This is a genomic window from Neiella holothuriorum, from assembly GCF_019457915.1.
Lineage (GTDB): Bacteria > Pseudomonadota > Gammaproteobacteria > Enterobacterales > Neiellaceae > Neiella > Neiella holothuriorum.
Window position 1 is genome coordinate 1 of record NZ_JAHZSS010000019.1, and the last position, 15154, is coordinate 15154.

The window sequence follows — 15154 nt, forward strand, 5'->3', positions numbered from 1 at the left end:
TATCCCGTAGGGGATTCGAACCCCTGTTGCCGCCGTGAAAGGGCGGAGTCCTAGGCCTCTAGACGAACGGGACACACGAAAACGGTGCCGTTTTACATCAACTGTTTCTCTTACGAGAGAGGCGCCTAATTCCTCGTTGATGGTTTGAACCGAACTAAATCAATTCAAACAAATTTGGTGGAGCTACGCGGGATCGAACCGCGGACCTCTTGCATGCCATGCAAGCGCTCTCCCAGCTGAGCTATAGCCCCAAACTCTTTTACCGAAGCAAAACACTGAGCCCTGCCCCAAGAGCGAGGCGCATTCTAAGCAGAGCGCCGAAAGCTGTCAACACCTTTTTCGTCGCAACGCCGCGAACGATGTAGATTTATACGAATTGCGCCACAAGTGAGCAATTTCTGATCAACCAACGCCTTATTAAGGCTTCAACGATCGCTTCGACAACGGCGAGCCTTGCCCTTTAATTGCAAGGCTCGAGTGTTGTCATTAACTCAAGTGTTGCTTAAAGAAATCTACCGTTCGATTCCAGGCAAGTTCAGCCTGCTCTTTGTCATAACGGCTAGTCGAGTCATTGTGGAAACCGTGGCGGGCTTTCGGGTACATATGCATCGTGTAGTCAGCGCCATTGGCTTTGAGTTGTGCCTCATAATCAGGCCACGACTTATTCACGCGTTCGTCCAGCTCGCCGAGCTGTACCATCAACGGGCCTTTAACATTCGCGCGTAGTGATTTCGCTGCCGGCGTGCCATAAAAAGGAACCCCAGCGTTTAACTCTTCAGGGATTGAGGCAGCCAGCATGTTGACGATGTAACCACCAAAGCAGAAACCAACCGCACCAAGCTTGCCGGTGCTTTGTGGGTGTTGCTTAATAAAACGAGCGGCGGCAATAAAGTCTTCTTCGAGTTTGGACTTTTCCATACTCTTTTGCATGGCGCGGCCGTCATCATCATTACCTGGATAGCCGCCAATTGGATGCAATGCATCAGGAGCAAAAGCTATAAAGCCAGCCATTGCCAAGCGACGCGCAACATCTTTGACATAAGGATTCAAACCACGGTTCTCGTGCACCACCAACACCACTGGCGCTTTTTCTTCGAGCTTAGTTGGCATCACCAAATAGCCGCGACACTCACCATGCCCTTTGGGCGATTCGAATGTCTCAAAGGTTGCTTTAATCGCCGGATCATTAAAAGACACCTGCTCTGCTAGCGCATAATTTGGCATCAACGCGCCCGTCAGGGTTGTCATGGTAAAGCCTAGCGCAGTCAACCCCGCCAGCTTCGTCAAAAAGGTACGGCGGTCCATTAAACCGTGGGCGTATTGATCGTACCAATCAAAAGCTTCTTCTGGGATTGGCCGAGTCGGTTCAGAGGTAGGAGTGACCATGGTTAGTTCCTTGTAGTCGTTTGTTTGTAGTTGTTTTTATTTATCTAAGAAATGAGACGTAATATCAGACAGCAAACAAGATGGCGAAATTCCATGCAGATAGCAATAATCTATCGACTAATGTCTGACGAAGGTCGGCCTCTATAAATTAGCTTTAACGCATATTGGTACTTGTTGATGCCGACGGGCGGTTAGATGTGGGGAATAGTTGGGACGTTCATGTTTCGACAAGCTCAGGATGAAGCGCAAAACAAAGCGCATGTCTTTGGTGTTCTATTCGTTTAATAAACTATCGGCCCTACAACTAAACAACTATTAACTTATTCACCGTGCCGGTGCTGACCGGCAGCAGTTTAAGGGGCTTTCTTGTCGAAGCCCCTTAAAAATCCCCCCGACAACCCGACGCTCTAGGCCTTCGGCTCCATTCGTTGCTCACGCTCGAAAGCGCCTGCGGAACTCGCCTTACAAAAAACGTAAGGCTCAAACAGTCCTCGGCTGTACCTTTCGATCGCTGCGCGACTCATCGATGGCGACGGGCAATTGATATGGGGAATAGTTAGGTCGTTCATGTTTCAACAAGCTCAACACGAAGGTTTTGGGTATTTCAACTTCGTTTGTCCTGAGCTTGTCGAAGGATGAGCAACTATCACCAGCTTCAATTTATTCAACGCTCAATCCAAACTCCCCCCGTCATTGGTGTGAAGCTAAACTCAGGATGAAGCACAAAATCAAGCGCTTGCTCGTCGCGCGTGGCGCGGGTTTGATTTAGTCGAAGGGTAAAAACGCGTTCAAGCGCGACTTTTGTGCGCCTGAGGTTGGCTGAACGCTTACCAATGTCGGGGCACACTTTCTTTTGCTTACTGTTCTTTGTGTGAGCAAAGAAAAGTAAGTCGCCGTTCTTTGCATAAGAATGGCGAAACCTTGACGTGAATTTAATGACGATGGTTGGCCATTTACCAACAAGCAAAATATTGAGGCGTATCAGATTCCTATCAGGAGAGAATAGGTATGGTTTACTAATTCAATCGTGTTGCACTGTTCAAACCATAGCTCCCAACAAGGGTGGATCAGCTTGCAACGTCGCACTAACACCGAGAAATCATGGATAGTATTCAACGAAAAATAATTGATGCTTTGAGCTATATAAAGTTAACGAAAGCTCGTAACAGTAAAGAGTTGGACGGTTTTCTAGTTAAAGATTTATATGAGTAAGGATTAATTGAAGGCTGTTTATCTCAAGAAGTTACGGAAAGGGGCAAGGCTCCTGTACTTTATGAGCTTCGTCTTACTTTAGCAGGGGAACACTACCTTGAGGAATCGCTTAAGCTTAAATCAAGCAATTGGCGATCCAGCCCGTTAGTCATTGGTTTTATAACTTTTATTTTTACAGTGTTAGCTTCTGGTGTTATTTATTATCTTGGCTGGAAATAAATAGCATTGTACTTCTAACAATCGGCTTAATAGTGGACAAAATTAAAAGGAATTAGGCTTGAAACTCAGCGGGCGCCAATACTATTGGCTGATTGCAACAGGTTTGCTCATTGCATGCTTGTTAGCCGTGCCGGCTGGCATGTGGACTGAGGTCATTCAATCAAGTAACCCGCTCAAAGTAGCCTTAATTGCCGCAAGTATTTTCCCTAGTATTTGCTATTACACAGTACTGTTGGAGCTTTGGGAAAAACATCGAACTAATCTGTGTGTTGCTTGCTTAAGTATCTGTTTGGGTACTTACTTTATACACTCTTGGTTCATCGTTTTAATTTTAGTCGGCCCCTGTGCCTATTGGCTCTTTCGCTTCAAAGGGGCTGTGTAGTGAGCATTATACAAAACAGTTGCTCAACAAAAACGCCAGCGAAAGGCGCGCTGGCTCAGAGGCACAAACCCACTCCACCAAAAAGCCCAGCATCGCTGGGCTTTTTCATAAATTCCATACAGCTTAAAGCCACCGCTTTAAGCTGTATCAAAAGCTACTTCTCTGGAAACGTCCTGTACGCCCGCTCCAACGACTTCGCTTGCTTCTTACTCACACCAATATGATTCAACGCCACACGTAAACGAGCGCGGGTCATATCCGAGCCTAAGATCACCATGGCATCAATCACCGAGGTTGATGATTCCTTGCCGGTAATCGCCACGAAAATTGGCTGAAGGAAATCTTTAATCTTCAAATCGAGGTAGTTGGCGGTTTCTTTCACCGTACCGAAGACCACGTCTTTGTCCCACTCACGGGCCGCGTCAAATTGCCAGATCAGGTATTGCAGGGCAATGCGCACCTGAGTGTCTTCAATTTTCGCGGTAAGCAACGCCGGATCATACTCAGGTAAACCACTGACGAAGTGCCCCATCAGCGGTGCGAAGTCACTGAAGGTTTCCATCCGCGGTTTGGCTTCTGGCAACAACGTCATCAACGTATCTTTGTTGTAAGCCCAGTCTTTCATGCGCTCGATGAGTTGCTCGTCACTAAGCTCTTCACGCATCCACACGCCGTTAAGCCACTTGAGCTTATCGATATCGAATACCGGGCCGCCGAGAGAGACGCGTTTCATGTCGAAGTTTTCAATCATCTCAGCCAAGGTGAACTTCTCGCGCTCATCTGGCATTGACCAGCCCATACGGCCCAAGTAGTTGAGTAGCGCTTCTGGCAAGAAACCCATCTTCTTGTAGTAGTTCACGCTCGTTGGGTTCTTACGTTTGCTGAGCTTGCTCTTGTCTGGGTTGCGCAGCAGCGGCATGTGGCCAAGAACAGGCGCTTCCCAGTCTAAGTCTTCATACAACTTGAGCAGCTTAGGTGCTGAGTTGAGCCACTCTTCGCCGCGGAAGACGTGAGTGATGCCCATCAAGTGATCGTCAACCACGTTGGCTAAGAAATACGTTGGGAAGCCGTCTGCTTTAAGCAGCACTTGCATGTCCACTTGCGACCATGGAATTTCTACTTCACCGCGCAAGTAATCGTTGAACTTGAAGCTGCCCTCTTCTGGGATCTTCATGCGAACAACATACGGCTTACCTTCTTTTAGGTATTGCTCGACTTGCTCATCAGTCAGACGTAGGCCGCGGCCATCGTATTTTTGCGGCTCACCGGCTGCCATTTGGTCTTTACGCATCTGATCGAGTTCTTCAGATGTCGCAAAACAGCGGAAGGCTTTGCCTTCAACAATGAGCTGTTCAGCGTATTTGCGGTATAGCTCGGAGCGCTCACTCTGACGGTATGGTCCGTGTTCACCGCCAACGTCTGGCCCTTCGTCCCAATCCACGCCTAACCAGCGCAGGCTATCGTAAATCGCTTGTTCAGACGCTTTGCTGCTGCGTGCTTGGTCAGTGTCTTCAATCCGCAGGATGAATTGACCGCCTTGCTGCTTAGCAAAAACGTAGTTGAATAGAGCGATATAAGCGGTGCCAACGTGTGGGTCACCGGTAGGAGAAGGCGCAACGCGCGTACGTACCGTCATAGTAGACAGAAACCTCAGTCAGGATGGAGTTGGAAATTGCCAGCAAGTGTAGCGATCACACCGACAAGACTCAATCAATACACATCAATTGATGGCGTTGTGACTAAATTCCTCGAAACAGCCAATGATTGTTGAATTCTGGTGAAAATTTCTACACTTATTATTCTATGCAAAAATTCTATTGACACAGAATCCGCCCCCCCTATAATACGCCCCCACAGACGAGGTCGCTTAGCTCAGTTGGGAGAGCACCTCCCTTACAAGGAGGGGGTCACTGGTTCGAGCCCAGTAGCGACCACCACGTCTGACGGACGGTTAGCTCAGTTGGGAGAGCACCTCCCTTACAAGGAGGGGGTCACTGGTTCGAGCCCAGTACCGTCCACCATCTCCCTGGTCGCTTAGCTCAGTTGGGAGAGCACCTCCCTTACAAGGAGGGGGTCACTGGTTCGAGCCCAGTAGCGACCACCAAATTAAAAAAAGCCCGCTATCATAGCGGGCTTTTTGCTTTCTAGCTTTCCCGTATTTAAGCCCCGTTATAAGCCATCCCTTTTAACAAGCGACAAACGCAAACTAACGACTGCCCAGCATTGCCTCTCTCGACTTGTCAGGTCAGTTGATGGCGCTACCTTATATTAGATAATTCTTACTGTTTTTCGCACAGTGGAGCGGCTCACAGATTCAATGAGTAATCATATGTTTGTTGTGTAGTTCCGCTAATCTACAGGCAACAATAATGCAGTCATCTGCCCGCCTATTTGCCCAGTGGTAACGAACTTTATTGAACATTGGTCGTTGGTGAACAAGAAAGGAACCCGGTGTGTCTTTTGATAAAAATAGCTTTGGTGAATGGCTATGGGATGCTGAAACTGAGCATTTTGAATTCAGAGCAGGTCCGCACAGCCCAATATTAGGCAAGGAATCGACGTTCTCAAGCATCAGCGACTTTGTGGCGGTGTTGACCAATGACAACAAAGAAAAGCTGGTGTCATGTTGTGAGAAAGTACACAAGACTGGGGAAATAGAATCGTTTACCTGTAGTCTTTTATTGCCCGAACAACCGACCGTTTACTGTCTGATCGAGCTAGAGCGGATTACCGCTAAACAGTTAAAAGCTAGCTTAGCCTTATTACTGCAAATTCCGTCTAACCAAAAGTTCTCTTCAATTTTTGATGCGCTATTTGATAATAGTCACCACGGCATTGTGGTTTGTGACGCTCGCACTCGTATCGTCAGTGCCAATAAATATGTCGAACGGGCAACGGGCTACCAGCTGTCAGAGCTCATTGGCCAACCCACCAGTATTTTCAATGCCGGCAAGCACAACCGTAAATTCTTCAAAGAGTTATGGCTAGAGATCCAAAACAATGGCTATTGGTCTGGCAACTTGCTGTCGAGAAAGAAAACCGGCGAAGTATTCCCGCAGGAATTTACCATCCAAAAAATCACCACCGACAATGGTGAGGTTTTTTATGTTGGGTTTTCATTGGACCTATCAGAGCGCCTTTACCGAATTGCCGATCGCGAATCCGGCGGCATTGAATTACTGACCCAGCTGCCGAGCGAAAAAGTTTTCAAATCAACCTTATCCAGCTTAACGAAGTCGCCGACCGGTTACCGAGGCCCTATCGTCATCGCGTTTTCTCCTCAGTTTGATCCAGACAATCAAATCCAAGAGCGAAAAGAGCTATCTGGCGCTCTCGCCAAGCACGATGATCATTATATGGCCGGCTATTTTGGCAATAACATTTTCGCACTGTCGATCGGCGCGTTTGATTGTTCCTCGGCAAATGTAGTTCATCTGATTGGCGCCAAAATTCAGGAGATTTTTGGTCGCATCAAAATCAAAACTGGGGCGTCGTTATTTAAGTGCATCACCAGAGGCAAAATTGGTGTCTCTATTTTTGGCGTCGACACCGATAACCCCAAACTATTAGTGCCCCACGCCATGCAAGCCATGCTGGTTCATCCGTCAGGTAAAGCTCGCAGCGTGAATTTTTACGATGCCAAACTTCATGACTCGCTGAAACGACGCGAATACCTTGAAAACACGGTGCGCAACAGTATTTTTGGTAAGACGTTAGATGTTCATTTTCAGGCCATTGTGTCAACGGCCGACTGGAAAATTGCTAAATTCGAATCGCTTTGTCGATTTCCAAAAGATGGCGATCTTAGCTTCGAAACTCAAGAAATGATTCGAGTGACGGAAGAGCTGAATTTAGTCAATGAACTCGACCGGAGCATCGCCGCAAAAGCGATTAATCACTTACCGGAAATTCAAGACATATTTGGCGCCCATGTTGCCATTTCAACGAACTTTTCCCTTTGCACGCAAACGCCCATTCATGAAGTCATGCAAGGAATTGATGACCTCATTCGCCAATCCGGCATTGGCTCTGAGCACATCACCATTGAACTAACAGAGAGTGCTTACTTCGGCAGCGGACAAAGCGAAGCAAGCTCTCATCCGTTAATGAAACTTAGAAATAATGGCGTTTCCATTGCCATTGATGATTTTGGTACTGGCTATTCATCATTTGCTTACCTGACCGGTAAAAACTTTGATTTTCTCAAAATAGACCGTGAGTTTGTCTCTAACTTAAAGCTGGCCAGCCGGGAATATTACATCGTCAAAATGATTGTCGAATTGGCGCATATTCTTGGGGTTAAAGTGATTGCTGAAGGGGTTGAACAGTTATCTGAAATTAAAATCCTGACCGAATTGAAAGTCGACTATCTACAGGGCTTCTACTTCTCTCGTCCGGTGCCAATCGATAAGATCATGCAAGCCAATGCTTACTTGGAACACATTGAAGATCTAAAACCATATTCGGTGGTCAGTGGCGAAGCGGCAAACTTGTCGAGCTTGGTCAATCGCAACGTACCTAAGCTAGAGCCAAGTTTGTCATTTAGTTATTTAAAAGGTGTGTTTGAACATAGCGACACCGAAGCGGTGGCGGTCATTGATGGCAATAACTGCGTGGGTGTCATTGATAAAGAAATTTACTATTTGCATGGATCGCCAACCCTAGGCACTGACATTGAAAAGCGTTCTGATTTGGAAATTCTACGCCGTCGATTGGTACAAATCATGCGCCCACCTTTGCACATGGTGAATATCAATTCACCGGTATCAAAGACATTAAGTTGGCTTAAAGAGAAAAAACCGTTTCCGTGGGTAGTGGTCGACAACAACGAGCACTATGTGGGCCTGATTGGCAAAGGCGATGTGATTAAGTTCTTTTCCTCTCAATACATCGCCATCGATTAAGCGAGTTGATTAGTCGTCGGCCAAAACCATGTTGCGGCCGGCTTCTTTCGCGCGATATAGCAATTCGTCGGCTTTATTGTACATGGCGTCTAGGTTGCCATTAGATTCGGTGACAACCCCGCCGCTGAACGAAACATTAAACGTGGTAGCGCCACATTCCATTGTTTGTTCAACAAATGCTTGGCGCAAGCCATTGACGAGCGCGAGGGCTTTGGTGGTATCGAGCCCAGACATGATCAAGGCAAACTCTTCGCCACCGACTCTAGCGAATAAAAATTTCTCACAATAACGCTGCATTAATGTGGCAAATCGCTTGAGCACTTCATCACCAACCGCATGGCCATAGTGATCGTTAATGTATTTGAAGTTATCTAAGTCAATGAGTGAAAAACTAACCGGTAGCTGGTGAGCCCAGGCTTCACGCAACACCGTTTTGCTGAATTCAAAGAATGCCCGGCGATTGTACAAGCCCGTTAAGTAATCTCGATTTGCCGCATCTTCAATCTCTTCAATGAGCTCAATGGCCTCAAGGTTTTGCGTAATACGACAGTAAAATTCTTCTGGGTAAAACGGCTTGTTCAGGAAGTCATTGGCGCCGTGTTTAATAAACTGAGCCGATAAGATGCCACTTTCTTGCGATGACAAACCAATAATGGCGAGCCCGCGCTTATCAAACTTGGTGCGAATTTCGTTGACCAGCTTGAAGCCGTCCATGTTGGGCATTTCAAAATCGGTGATGATCAAACGAATATCAGGTTGGATGCTAATTTGTTCAATGGCATCCAAGCCATCTTCGGCTTCAATCACATTGTAAAGCTGGCGCTCAAGAAGATTGCGAATATGTTTGCGTGACATGGCGGAATCGTCCACCACCAAGACTTTGATTTGGTCATTGGTACGCAACCGAGATGCCAGTTTCATCGCGTAGTGATAAGCGTGGCGACTTTCTTTCACCACGTAATCGACCACTCCGGCATCGACCAGTTGCTTGCGGCGCTTTTCATTAAAATCACCGGTTAACACGATGCACGGGATCCCTTGCTTCATGACAAAATCAACGACTTCGCCATTGAGAGCATCGGGTAAGGTTAAATCTACAATTGCGGCGTAAAAATCGGAATTCTGACCAAAAGCTTGCTTCGTTTCTGCAAAGCTCTGAGTGAACACAGTGTCCACGGTGGGAAGCCTTGTACTGGCTAGGTGCTTGAGGACTCGCATTACCGTATTACTGTCTTCAACCACTAACAACCGCGCCATATATACACCTTTCTTATTAGTTAACCTCAAGAGCTTAAGCCAAAGTTGCTAATGCCCCCAAGTTCATTCTGCTAATTAATTCATCTTTTCGACACGCAACTTATGTCGGTCAAATTGAATCAAGCTTTAACACAATGATTTGCGCCACTTATCCCCATTGGCGCGATGCACGATTTCTTCACACTTTCCTCATTCTTAGTGCACAGAGTTATGAGAATGTGTGCACACGGTGAATAGAGGTTACGTATTTATCTCAATAAGTTAGCGAAGTTTAACGCGTAACAACTTATCCAGTTAAACAGCGAAGCACCTGCTTTGGTTTGAACAATAGCCCGCATTTGCTTCCAATTTCGCCTGCAATAGAGCTGCTGATCTCGCTAAAGCTTGAATTAGGAACATAACATGAAGCTCAAAATATTATTAGCAAGCTGCGCGCTGTGGCTGACCGCCTGTGCCAATTTGGAAGTGAATCCCGATGCCGCATCGGATCTGGTCGACGTGGTTACCGGCGAAAAAAGCTTATCCGACCAAGAGGTTGAACCCAGCGCACTGCCCACTAGCGATGACTACGATCCAGTACCTGACGACCCGTACTACGCCCCTATAAGACCCGGTCGTGAACCAGAGCCTGTGGTCGTTACCGGCTCGTTATTTAACAGCGACACCTCGCGTAGTTTATATAGCTATATCCCTAACTTCGCCCTCGGCGACACCATTACCGTGGTGTTAGATGAAGAAGCAAAAGCAACCAAGTCAGCGAACTCAACACTCGAAAAATCAACCAACTACACGCTAGAGCCCATCACAGTGCCCGGCGGCGATTTAGAGATATTAGGAAAAATTGTTGAGTTGGATATCAAACAAGACAACGATTTTGATGGCGCCGCCGATGCCAATCAAAAACACAGTTTATCGGGTCGCATTACCGTTACCGTGGTTGATGTACTGAACAATGGCAATTTAGTCGTGCGCGGCGAAAAATGGCTGGTCATTAACAACGGCAAAGAATTCATCCGCTTTACCGGCATTGTTCGCCCCAAAGATGTCGCGCTCGATAACTCCATCGGCTCTTACCAAGTGGCCAATGCGCGCATCGAATTCAGTGGTACAGGCGCACAAGCCGAAGCTCAAAAACAGGGTTGGATTTCGTCATTCCTAAGCGGCGAGTCATGGCCATTCTAAGCAACAAGTTATCTTCAACGATTACATTAGCGCTGTGTTTACTCTTTTCAGCCGTAAGCCATGCCGACTGGTTTGAAGGTGAAGGCCGCGCGCCTATTTTGCAAAATGACACCGAAGAAGCACGCCGATTAGCGGTTAAAAATGCGCTGGTGAGCCTGATGTATTACGGTGGCGCCAGCGTTCGTTCGCTGCAAGTTGTTAAATCTGGCGTTTTACAAACCGACGAACTTCGAGTCAAAACCCACGGCGAAGTGTACGGCCTCAAAATCTTAAAAGAAGCCGTGGCCGAAGATCACGTTGTGGTCACGATAGCTGCGGATATTTTCCCAAGTGGCAGCTGCCATACCAACCGTTATACCAAGCCATTGCTGGTTGGCCCTTTTCAGCTTGAAAAGTACGAACATGCCCAGCTTGGCGCCATTTATGACTTACCTGAACAACTAGGCCGAATGCTTTATCAAGCGTTTCAAAGTGAAAGCGCAACCGTTGACGCCCGTTCACTGCGTACCCGCCCAATTACCTTTGATGTATCCGCCGAACACTATTCGCAAAGCGCCAAGCCCAAAGACGTTGCATTGCTTGCCGAGCAACACGGTGTGCAATATGTCATGTTGGGCAAGATTGAAGATCTTTCGAGCCATACCGAAAAACAAATGAAGGCCATCGTTTTTAATAAAACCACCACCAAACGTAACTTCAGAATGACCATATCAGTACTCGATGGGGTGCAAGGTGGGCTGGTCTTCAACAAAACCTATCAAGGCAATCGCGAGTGGCCGTTTGAGCGCACCGTGGTGCACGATGTCAGCAGCGAAGCATTTTGGTCATCTGATTATGGTCAGCTGGTAGACGAGCTGCTGAAACAAGCCAAAAGCGAAGTGGAAGATGCGCTGTATTGTCGACAGAGCTTGGCATCGGTTTTAGATGTCATTGGCTCAAAAGTCATTATTAACTTGGGTCAGAGTAACGGTGTGCAATTGGGTGATGAATTTATTTTGGCGCACCAACAGAGTTACGGTAATCAGCCCAGCAATTCACAAACGTCTATTTTCAACGTGACCGAAAATCAACTCGACGTGGTGTCAGTCTACCCCAATCGTGCGGTACTGCGAGCAAAACGAGCCGCCGACTTAGCGAATATTCAGGTGCGCGATATTTTATTTGCCATGCCTAAAGATCCGTTTGAGTTTGATGATTTTGACGAAGCCGTTGAAGGGCATTTAGCCTACTAGCGCTACAGCAGCGCTTTGCTATAGAAGCGGCTAAAAGGATCAGCCTGATAATCACCAAACGGCTCACTTGCGACAAAGCCATGCTTTTCATACATGGCAACGGCCGGCTCAAACGCCGCATGGGTGCCGGTTTCTAAATTTAATCGGCAATACCCTCGACGTTTGGCTTCATCAATAATGACACTGAGTAATTGATGGGCAATCCCTTGGCGAAGAAAACGATCATCGGTTTTCATCGACTTCACTTCACCCTCATTGTTCGGCAGCGCTTTGAGGGCACCGCAACCTGCCAATTCACCGTTTACGCTAGCGCCCCAAAAGGTTATTGCCGGATCGCTTAACTTGGTAGTATCGAGCGCATGAATGCTGTCTGCTGGGGAATATTGATGCATGGCCTGTAAATGGGCTTGCAGTAACTTGGCTATCTCGCCATCAGATAAATCATTCACAGTGATTTGGATAGCCATAACGGTGTCGCTCTTTTGGAAGATCTTGCCCCGTAGCCTAACTTAGCCAAGTTCTCAGGGCAAAATCTGCGTTAGTGCGCATCAACCGCTGGCAATAACTCATCGGCGAACCAGCTATCAATAATTTCTTTGTCATAAGCAAGCTTGTCGCGATTAAAAGCAAATGAGCCTTTGCCATTCATATAGTTGCGATTTGATAGCACTTCTGCGCCCTCAATAACAACATTTTGCTGCTCGTCTAATACCGCATATTTAATACTCATGGCGGGGTTGAAACCGTGCTTAAAAACTCGCAGTCCTCGCATACCGGCAGCGGTTTGAGCACTCGTATCACCCGCTAGGTCGACGTCAATAACCAGCATTTGCAGAATCCAGCCATCAGGCAATTTATCCGCATTAGTGGCAATGGTTTCACCAAGTTCGGCAAAGACTCGGGTTCTAAATTTTGTTGCCGTTTCATGGCGCCCTTCGTTGATATCGCGATAGTTATCCCACTCATGCCATTGCAGCTGCATCTTATCGGTGGTGTGAGAAACGGAGTTTTCCATTGATTGCTCGTCGGCAGACGCTGCGCCCGACACAAGAGTCGTCATGACAATCGCCAGAGCGCCGCATACAGATTGAATACGAGTGGATAATTTCATTACTGATGCCTCATCAAGTTCTTATTGGGTACGATGTGTATGTGATGGTGCAATATTAGTGTAGGCCGGATGCAAGAGAAATGAGCCGCACTGGCATGGCTTGTTCCATAAAAAGCAACAATGATAATTAAGCCGTGATGCAGGATGGCAAAGGGTCGAGGCAGACTCGATATAACGAAGGGTTGTTGCTCGCACCGCATATCGCAATGCGAGCAACAAAGATTACAAGCCGTTTTCCTCAAACAGCGCCAGCATGGCCGCTTCATCTTTGACTTCAACATCAAGCTGTTGGGCCTTGGCGAGCTTAGAGCCAGCATTGGCACCGGCGAACAAACAACTGGTTTTGGCTGATACCGAGCCACTTACCTTGGCACCGAGTTGCTGTAATTTAGCCTTGGCATCATTACGCCCCATGCTGGTTAACGTGCCAGTCAAGACAACGGTCTGCCCCGCTAGCGGTAATTCATCGGGCGAATCGATGGTTTCAATATCAGGCCATTGCAAACCAGCGTCCAGTAAACGAGTCATGACTTGCTGATTATGGGGCTCAGCGAAAAAGCTTTGTACGTGCGCCGCCACAATGTCACCCACATCATCCACCGCCAGCAATTGCTCTTGCTCAGCTTGCATCAGGTTATCGAGGGTTTTGAAATAGTTGGCCAAATTAAGCGCCGTGGCCTCGCCTACTTCGCGAATACCGAGCGCATAGAGAAACTTGGGTAAGGTTGTTTGCTTGGCCGCTTCTAGCGCTATTAATAGCTTCTCGGCTGACTTGTCGCCCATGCGCTCAAGCGAGCGCAATTGTAGTTTGCTGAGTTTGAACAGATCGGCCGGATCATGCACCAACTCTCGTTCAACCAGCTGCTCAATCACTTTGTCGCCCAAGCCATCTACGTTCAGCGCTTTGCGAGAACAAAAGTGCTTGAGGGCTTCTTTTCGTTGAGCGCCGCAGACCAAACCGCCGGTGCAACGCAACACGGCTTCACCTTCAACTCGCTCAACAGCAGAATCACACACAGGGCAAGCGTCGGGGAAATGAATATCAGCGGCATCATCAGGCCGTTTGCTGGTAATAACACTGACGATTTGAGGGATCACATCGCCAGCGCGGCGGATCACCACGGTATCGCCTACTTTAACCCCAAGGCGAGCCACTTCATCAGCATTATGCAAGGTTGCATTGGATACCGTCACGCCACCCACAAAGACCGGCTTTAGTCGTGCTACTGGAGTGATTGCTCCGGTGCGGCCAACTTGAAATTCAACATCCTGCAACAGCGTCATTTCTTCTTGTGCCGGGAATTTAAATGCCGTGGCCCAGCGCGGTGCTTTGGCCACAAACCCCAACTGCTGTTGGGCTTCAATCGCATCAACTTTGATGACCACACCATCAATTTCGTAACTCAGACTATCGCGGTCGGCCAGAATCTTTTGACAGTAGGCGTTCACCTCTTGGACGCCCTGACATTGGGTTAGCTCAGCGGCAATGGGTAAGCCCCACAGCTTGAGTTGTTGGAGGCGTTGATAGTGACTGCTTGCCAACTCAATGGCGTCATCGGCAAAGACGCCAACAGCGTAGGCCACAAAACTTAGTGGTCGACTTGCGGCAATTTTGGAATCAAGCTGGCGTATGCTGCCAGCGGCGGCGTTACGAGGGTTAGCAAACAATTTATCGCCACGCTGGCGGGCGCGCTCGTTCATGGCGTCAAAATCAGCTTTTGGAATAATCACTTCACCGCGCACTTCTATGCGTGCCGGGAGAGCGTCGCCTGAGAGTTGCAAGGGCACAGCGCCAATGGTTTTGGCATTGGCGGTAACGTTCTCGCCTTGCTGACCATCGCCTCGGGTCGCCGCTTGTACCAGCACGCCGTTTTCATACAGCAAGCTAATCGCAAGGCCATCGAGCTTAGGCTCTGCGCAATAGCTTAACTCACGCTCATCGAGCAAGCGGTCGTGGCAACGGCGATCAAACTCGGCAAAATCCTCAGCACTAAATACATTGTCTAGCGACAACATGGGCATTTCATGTTGCACCGTGTCGAACTGAGATTGCACATCGCCGCCGACTTTCTGGCTTGGCGAAAAGGCTGTTTTTAACGCTGGAAATTGGCGCTCGAGTTCAATCAGTTCTTGCATCAAACGATCATATTCAGCATCCGGAACGGTGGCTTCATTATTCACGTAATAAGCATGATTGTGTGCTTGCAGCTGTTGAGTTAATTCAGCAATTCGAATGTTAGCTTGTTCTGACGTCATAACGGTTTCAGGT

At 47.8% G+C, this 15154-nt stretch carries 9 protein-coding genes and 5 tRNA genes; 6 read left to right on the forward strand and 8 right to left on the reverse strand.

Annotation, left to right across the window (positions count from 1 at the left end; translation table 11 throughout):
- The 4 genes from K0504_RS13940 to gltX all read right to left on the reverse strand — a co-directional run bounded on the left by K0504_RS13940 (position 1) and on the right by gltX (position 4835).
- A tRNA-Glu gene (locus K0504_RS13940) sits at positions 1-73 on the reverse strand.
- A gap of 102 nt (positions 74-175) precedes the next feature.
- A tRNA-Ala gene (locus K0504_RS13945) sits at positions 176-251 on the reverse strand.
- A gap of 235 nt (positions 252-486) precedes the next feature.
- Positions 487-1386 (reverse strand): dienelactone hydrolase family protein, encoded by a 900-nt coding sequence (locus K0504_RS13950; RefSeq protein ID WP_220104764.1) that lies wholly within the window; start codon positions 1384-1386, stop codon positions 487-489.
- Between the two features lie 1967 nt (positions 1387-3353).
- A complete protein-coding gene (gene gltX, locus K0504_RS13955) occupies positions 3354-4835 on the reverse strand; it encodes a glutamate--tRNA ligase (protein WP_220104765.1) in 1482 nt (493 codons plus the stop codon).
- Positions 4836-5060: 225 nt separating this feature from the next.
- On the opposite strand from gltX, the gene K0504_RS13960 reads away from it, so the two are divergent.
- The 4 genes from K0504_RS13960 (at position 5061) to K0504_RS13975 (ending at position 8103) form a co-directional block, all read left to right on the forward strand.
- Positions 5061-5136 (forward strand) — tRNA-Val (locus K0504_RS13960).
- Positions 5137-5144: 8 nt separating this feature from the next.
- A tRNA-Val gene (locus K0504_RS13965) sits at positions 5145-5220 on the forward strand.
- A gap of 7 nt (positions 5221-5227) precedes the next feature.
- Positions 5228-5303 (forward strand) — tRNA-Val (locus tag K0504_RS13970).
- 349 nt (positions 5304-5652) lie between these two features.
- Complete coding sequence (locus tag K0504_RS13975; protein WP_220104766.1) at positions 5653-8103, forward strand: sensor domain-containing phosphodiesterase; 2451 nt, start codon at positions 5653-5655, stop codon at positions 8101-8103.
- A gap of 9 nt (positions 8104-8112) precedes the next feature.
- Here K0504_RS13975 and K0504_RS13980 read toward each other — a convergent pair whose 3' ends face one another.
- Entirely contained in the window at positions 8113-9360 is a 1248-nt protein-coding gene (locus K0504_RS13980; protein WP_220104767.1) for a diguanylate cyclase, read from the reverse strand.
- 402 nt (positions 9361-9762) lie between these two features.
- On the opposite strand from K0504_RS13980, the gene K0504_RS13985 reads away from it, so the two are divergent.
- Together K0504_RS13985 and K0504_RS13990 are read left to right on the forward strand one after the other, a co-directional pair.
- Positions 9763-10542 (forward strand): flagellar basal body L-ring protein FlgH, encoded by a 780-nt coding sequence (locus tag K0504_RS13985; RefSeq protein WP_220104768.1) that lies wholly within the window; start codon positions 9763-9765, stop codon positions 10540-10542.
- Positions 10530-11774 carry a flagellar assembly protein T N-terminal domain-containing protein gene (locus K0504_RS13990; RefSeq protein ID WP_220104769.1) on the forward strand — a complete coding sequence of 415 codons (1245 nt, stop codon included), beginning with the start codon at positions 10530-10532 and terminating at the stop codon, positions 11772-11774. The genes K0504_RS13985 and K0504_RS13990 overlap by 13 nt, the downstream gene beginning before the upstream one ends.
- Positions 11775-11776: 2 nt before the next feature.
- Here K0504_RS13990 and K0504_RS13995 read toward each other — a convergent pair whose 3' ends face one another.
- The 3 genes from K0504_RS13995 to ligA form a co-directional block, all read right to left on the reverse strand.
- The gene (locus K0504_RS13995) at positions 11777-12241 is read right to left on the reverse strand and encodes a GNAT family N-acetyltransferase (protein ID WP_225918145.1); all 465 of its coding nucleotides are present in this window, start codon (positions 12239-12241) and stop codon (positions 11777-11779) included.
- Between the two features lie 71 nt (positions 12242-12312).
- Positions 12313-12885, reverse strand: coding sequence for a DUF3016 domain-containing protein (locus K0504_RS14000; RefSeq protein WP_220104770.1), 573 nt, complete (start codon positions 12883-12885; stop codon positions 12313-12315).
- Positions 12886-13107: 222 nt separating this feature from the next.
- On the reverse strand, positions 13108-15141 hold the full coding sequence (ligA, locus tag K0504_RS14005) for an NAD-dependent DNA ligase LigA (protein WP_220104771.1): 2034 nt from the start codon (positions 15139-15141) through the stop codon (positions 13108-13110).
- Between the last annotated feature and the right edge of the window lie 13 nt (positions 15142-15154).

What these genes read in the sequence shown, in the direction of transcription:
- K0504_RS13950 (WP_220104764.1), bottom strand. Translation starts at nt 1,386, where the DNA reads ATGGTCACTCCTACCTCTGAACCGACTCGGCCAATCCCAGAAGAAGCT.
- gltX (WP_220104765.1), bottom strand. Translation starts at nt 4,835, where the DNA reads ATGACGGTACGTACGCGCGTTGCGCCTTCTCCTACCGGTGACCCACAC.
- K0504_RS13980 (WP_220104767.1), bottom strand. Translation starts at nt 9,360, where the DNA reads ATGGCGCGGTTGTTAGTGGTTGAAGACAGTAATACGGTAATGCGAGTC.
- K0504_RS13985 (WP_220104768.1), top strand. Translation starts at nt 9,763, where the DNA reads ATGAAGCTCAAAATATTATTAGCAAGCTGCGCGCTGTGGCTGACCGCC.
- K0504_RS13990 (WP_220104769.1), top strand. Translation starts at nt 10,530, where the DNA reads ATGGCCATTCTAAGCAACAAGTTATCTTCAACGATTACATTAGCGCTG.
- K0504_RS13995 (WP_225918145.1), bottom strand. Translation starts at nt 12,241, where the DNA reads ATGGCTATCCAAATCACTGTGAATGATTTATCTGATGGCGAGATAGCC.
- K0504_RS14000 (WP_220104770.1), bottom strand. Translation starts at nt 12,885, where the DNA reads ATGAAATTATCCACTCGTATTCAATCTGTATGCGGCGCTCTGGCGATT.
- ligA (WP_220104771.1), bottom strand. Translation starts at nt 15,141, where the DNA reads ATGACGTCAGAACAAGCTAACATTCGAATTGCTGAATTAACTCAACAG.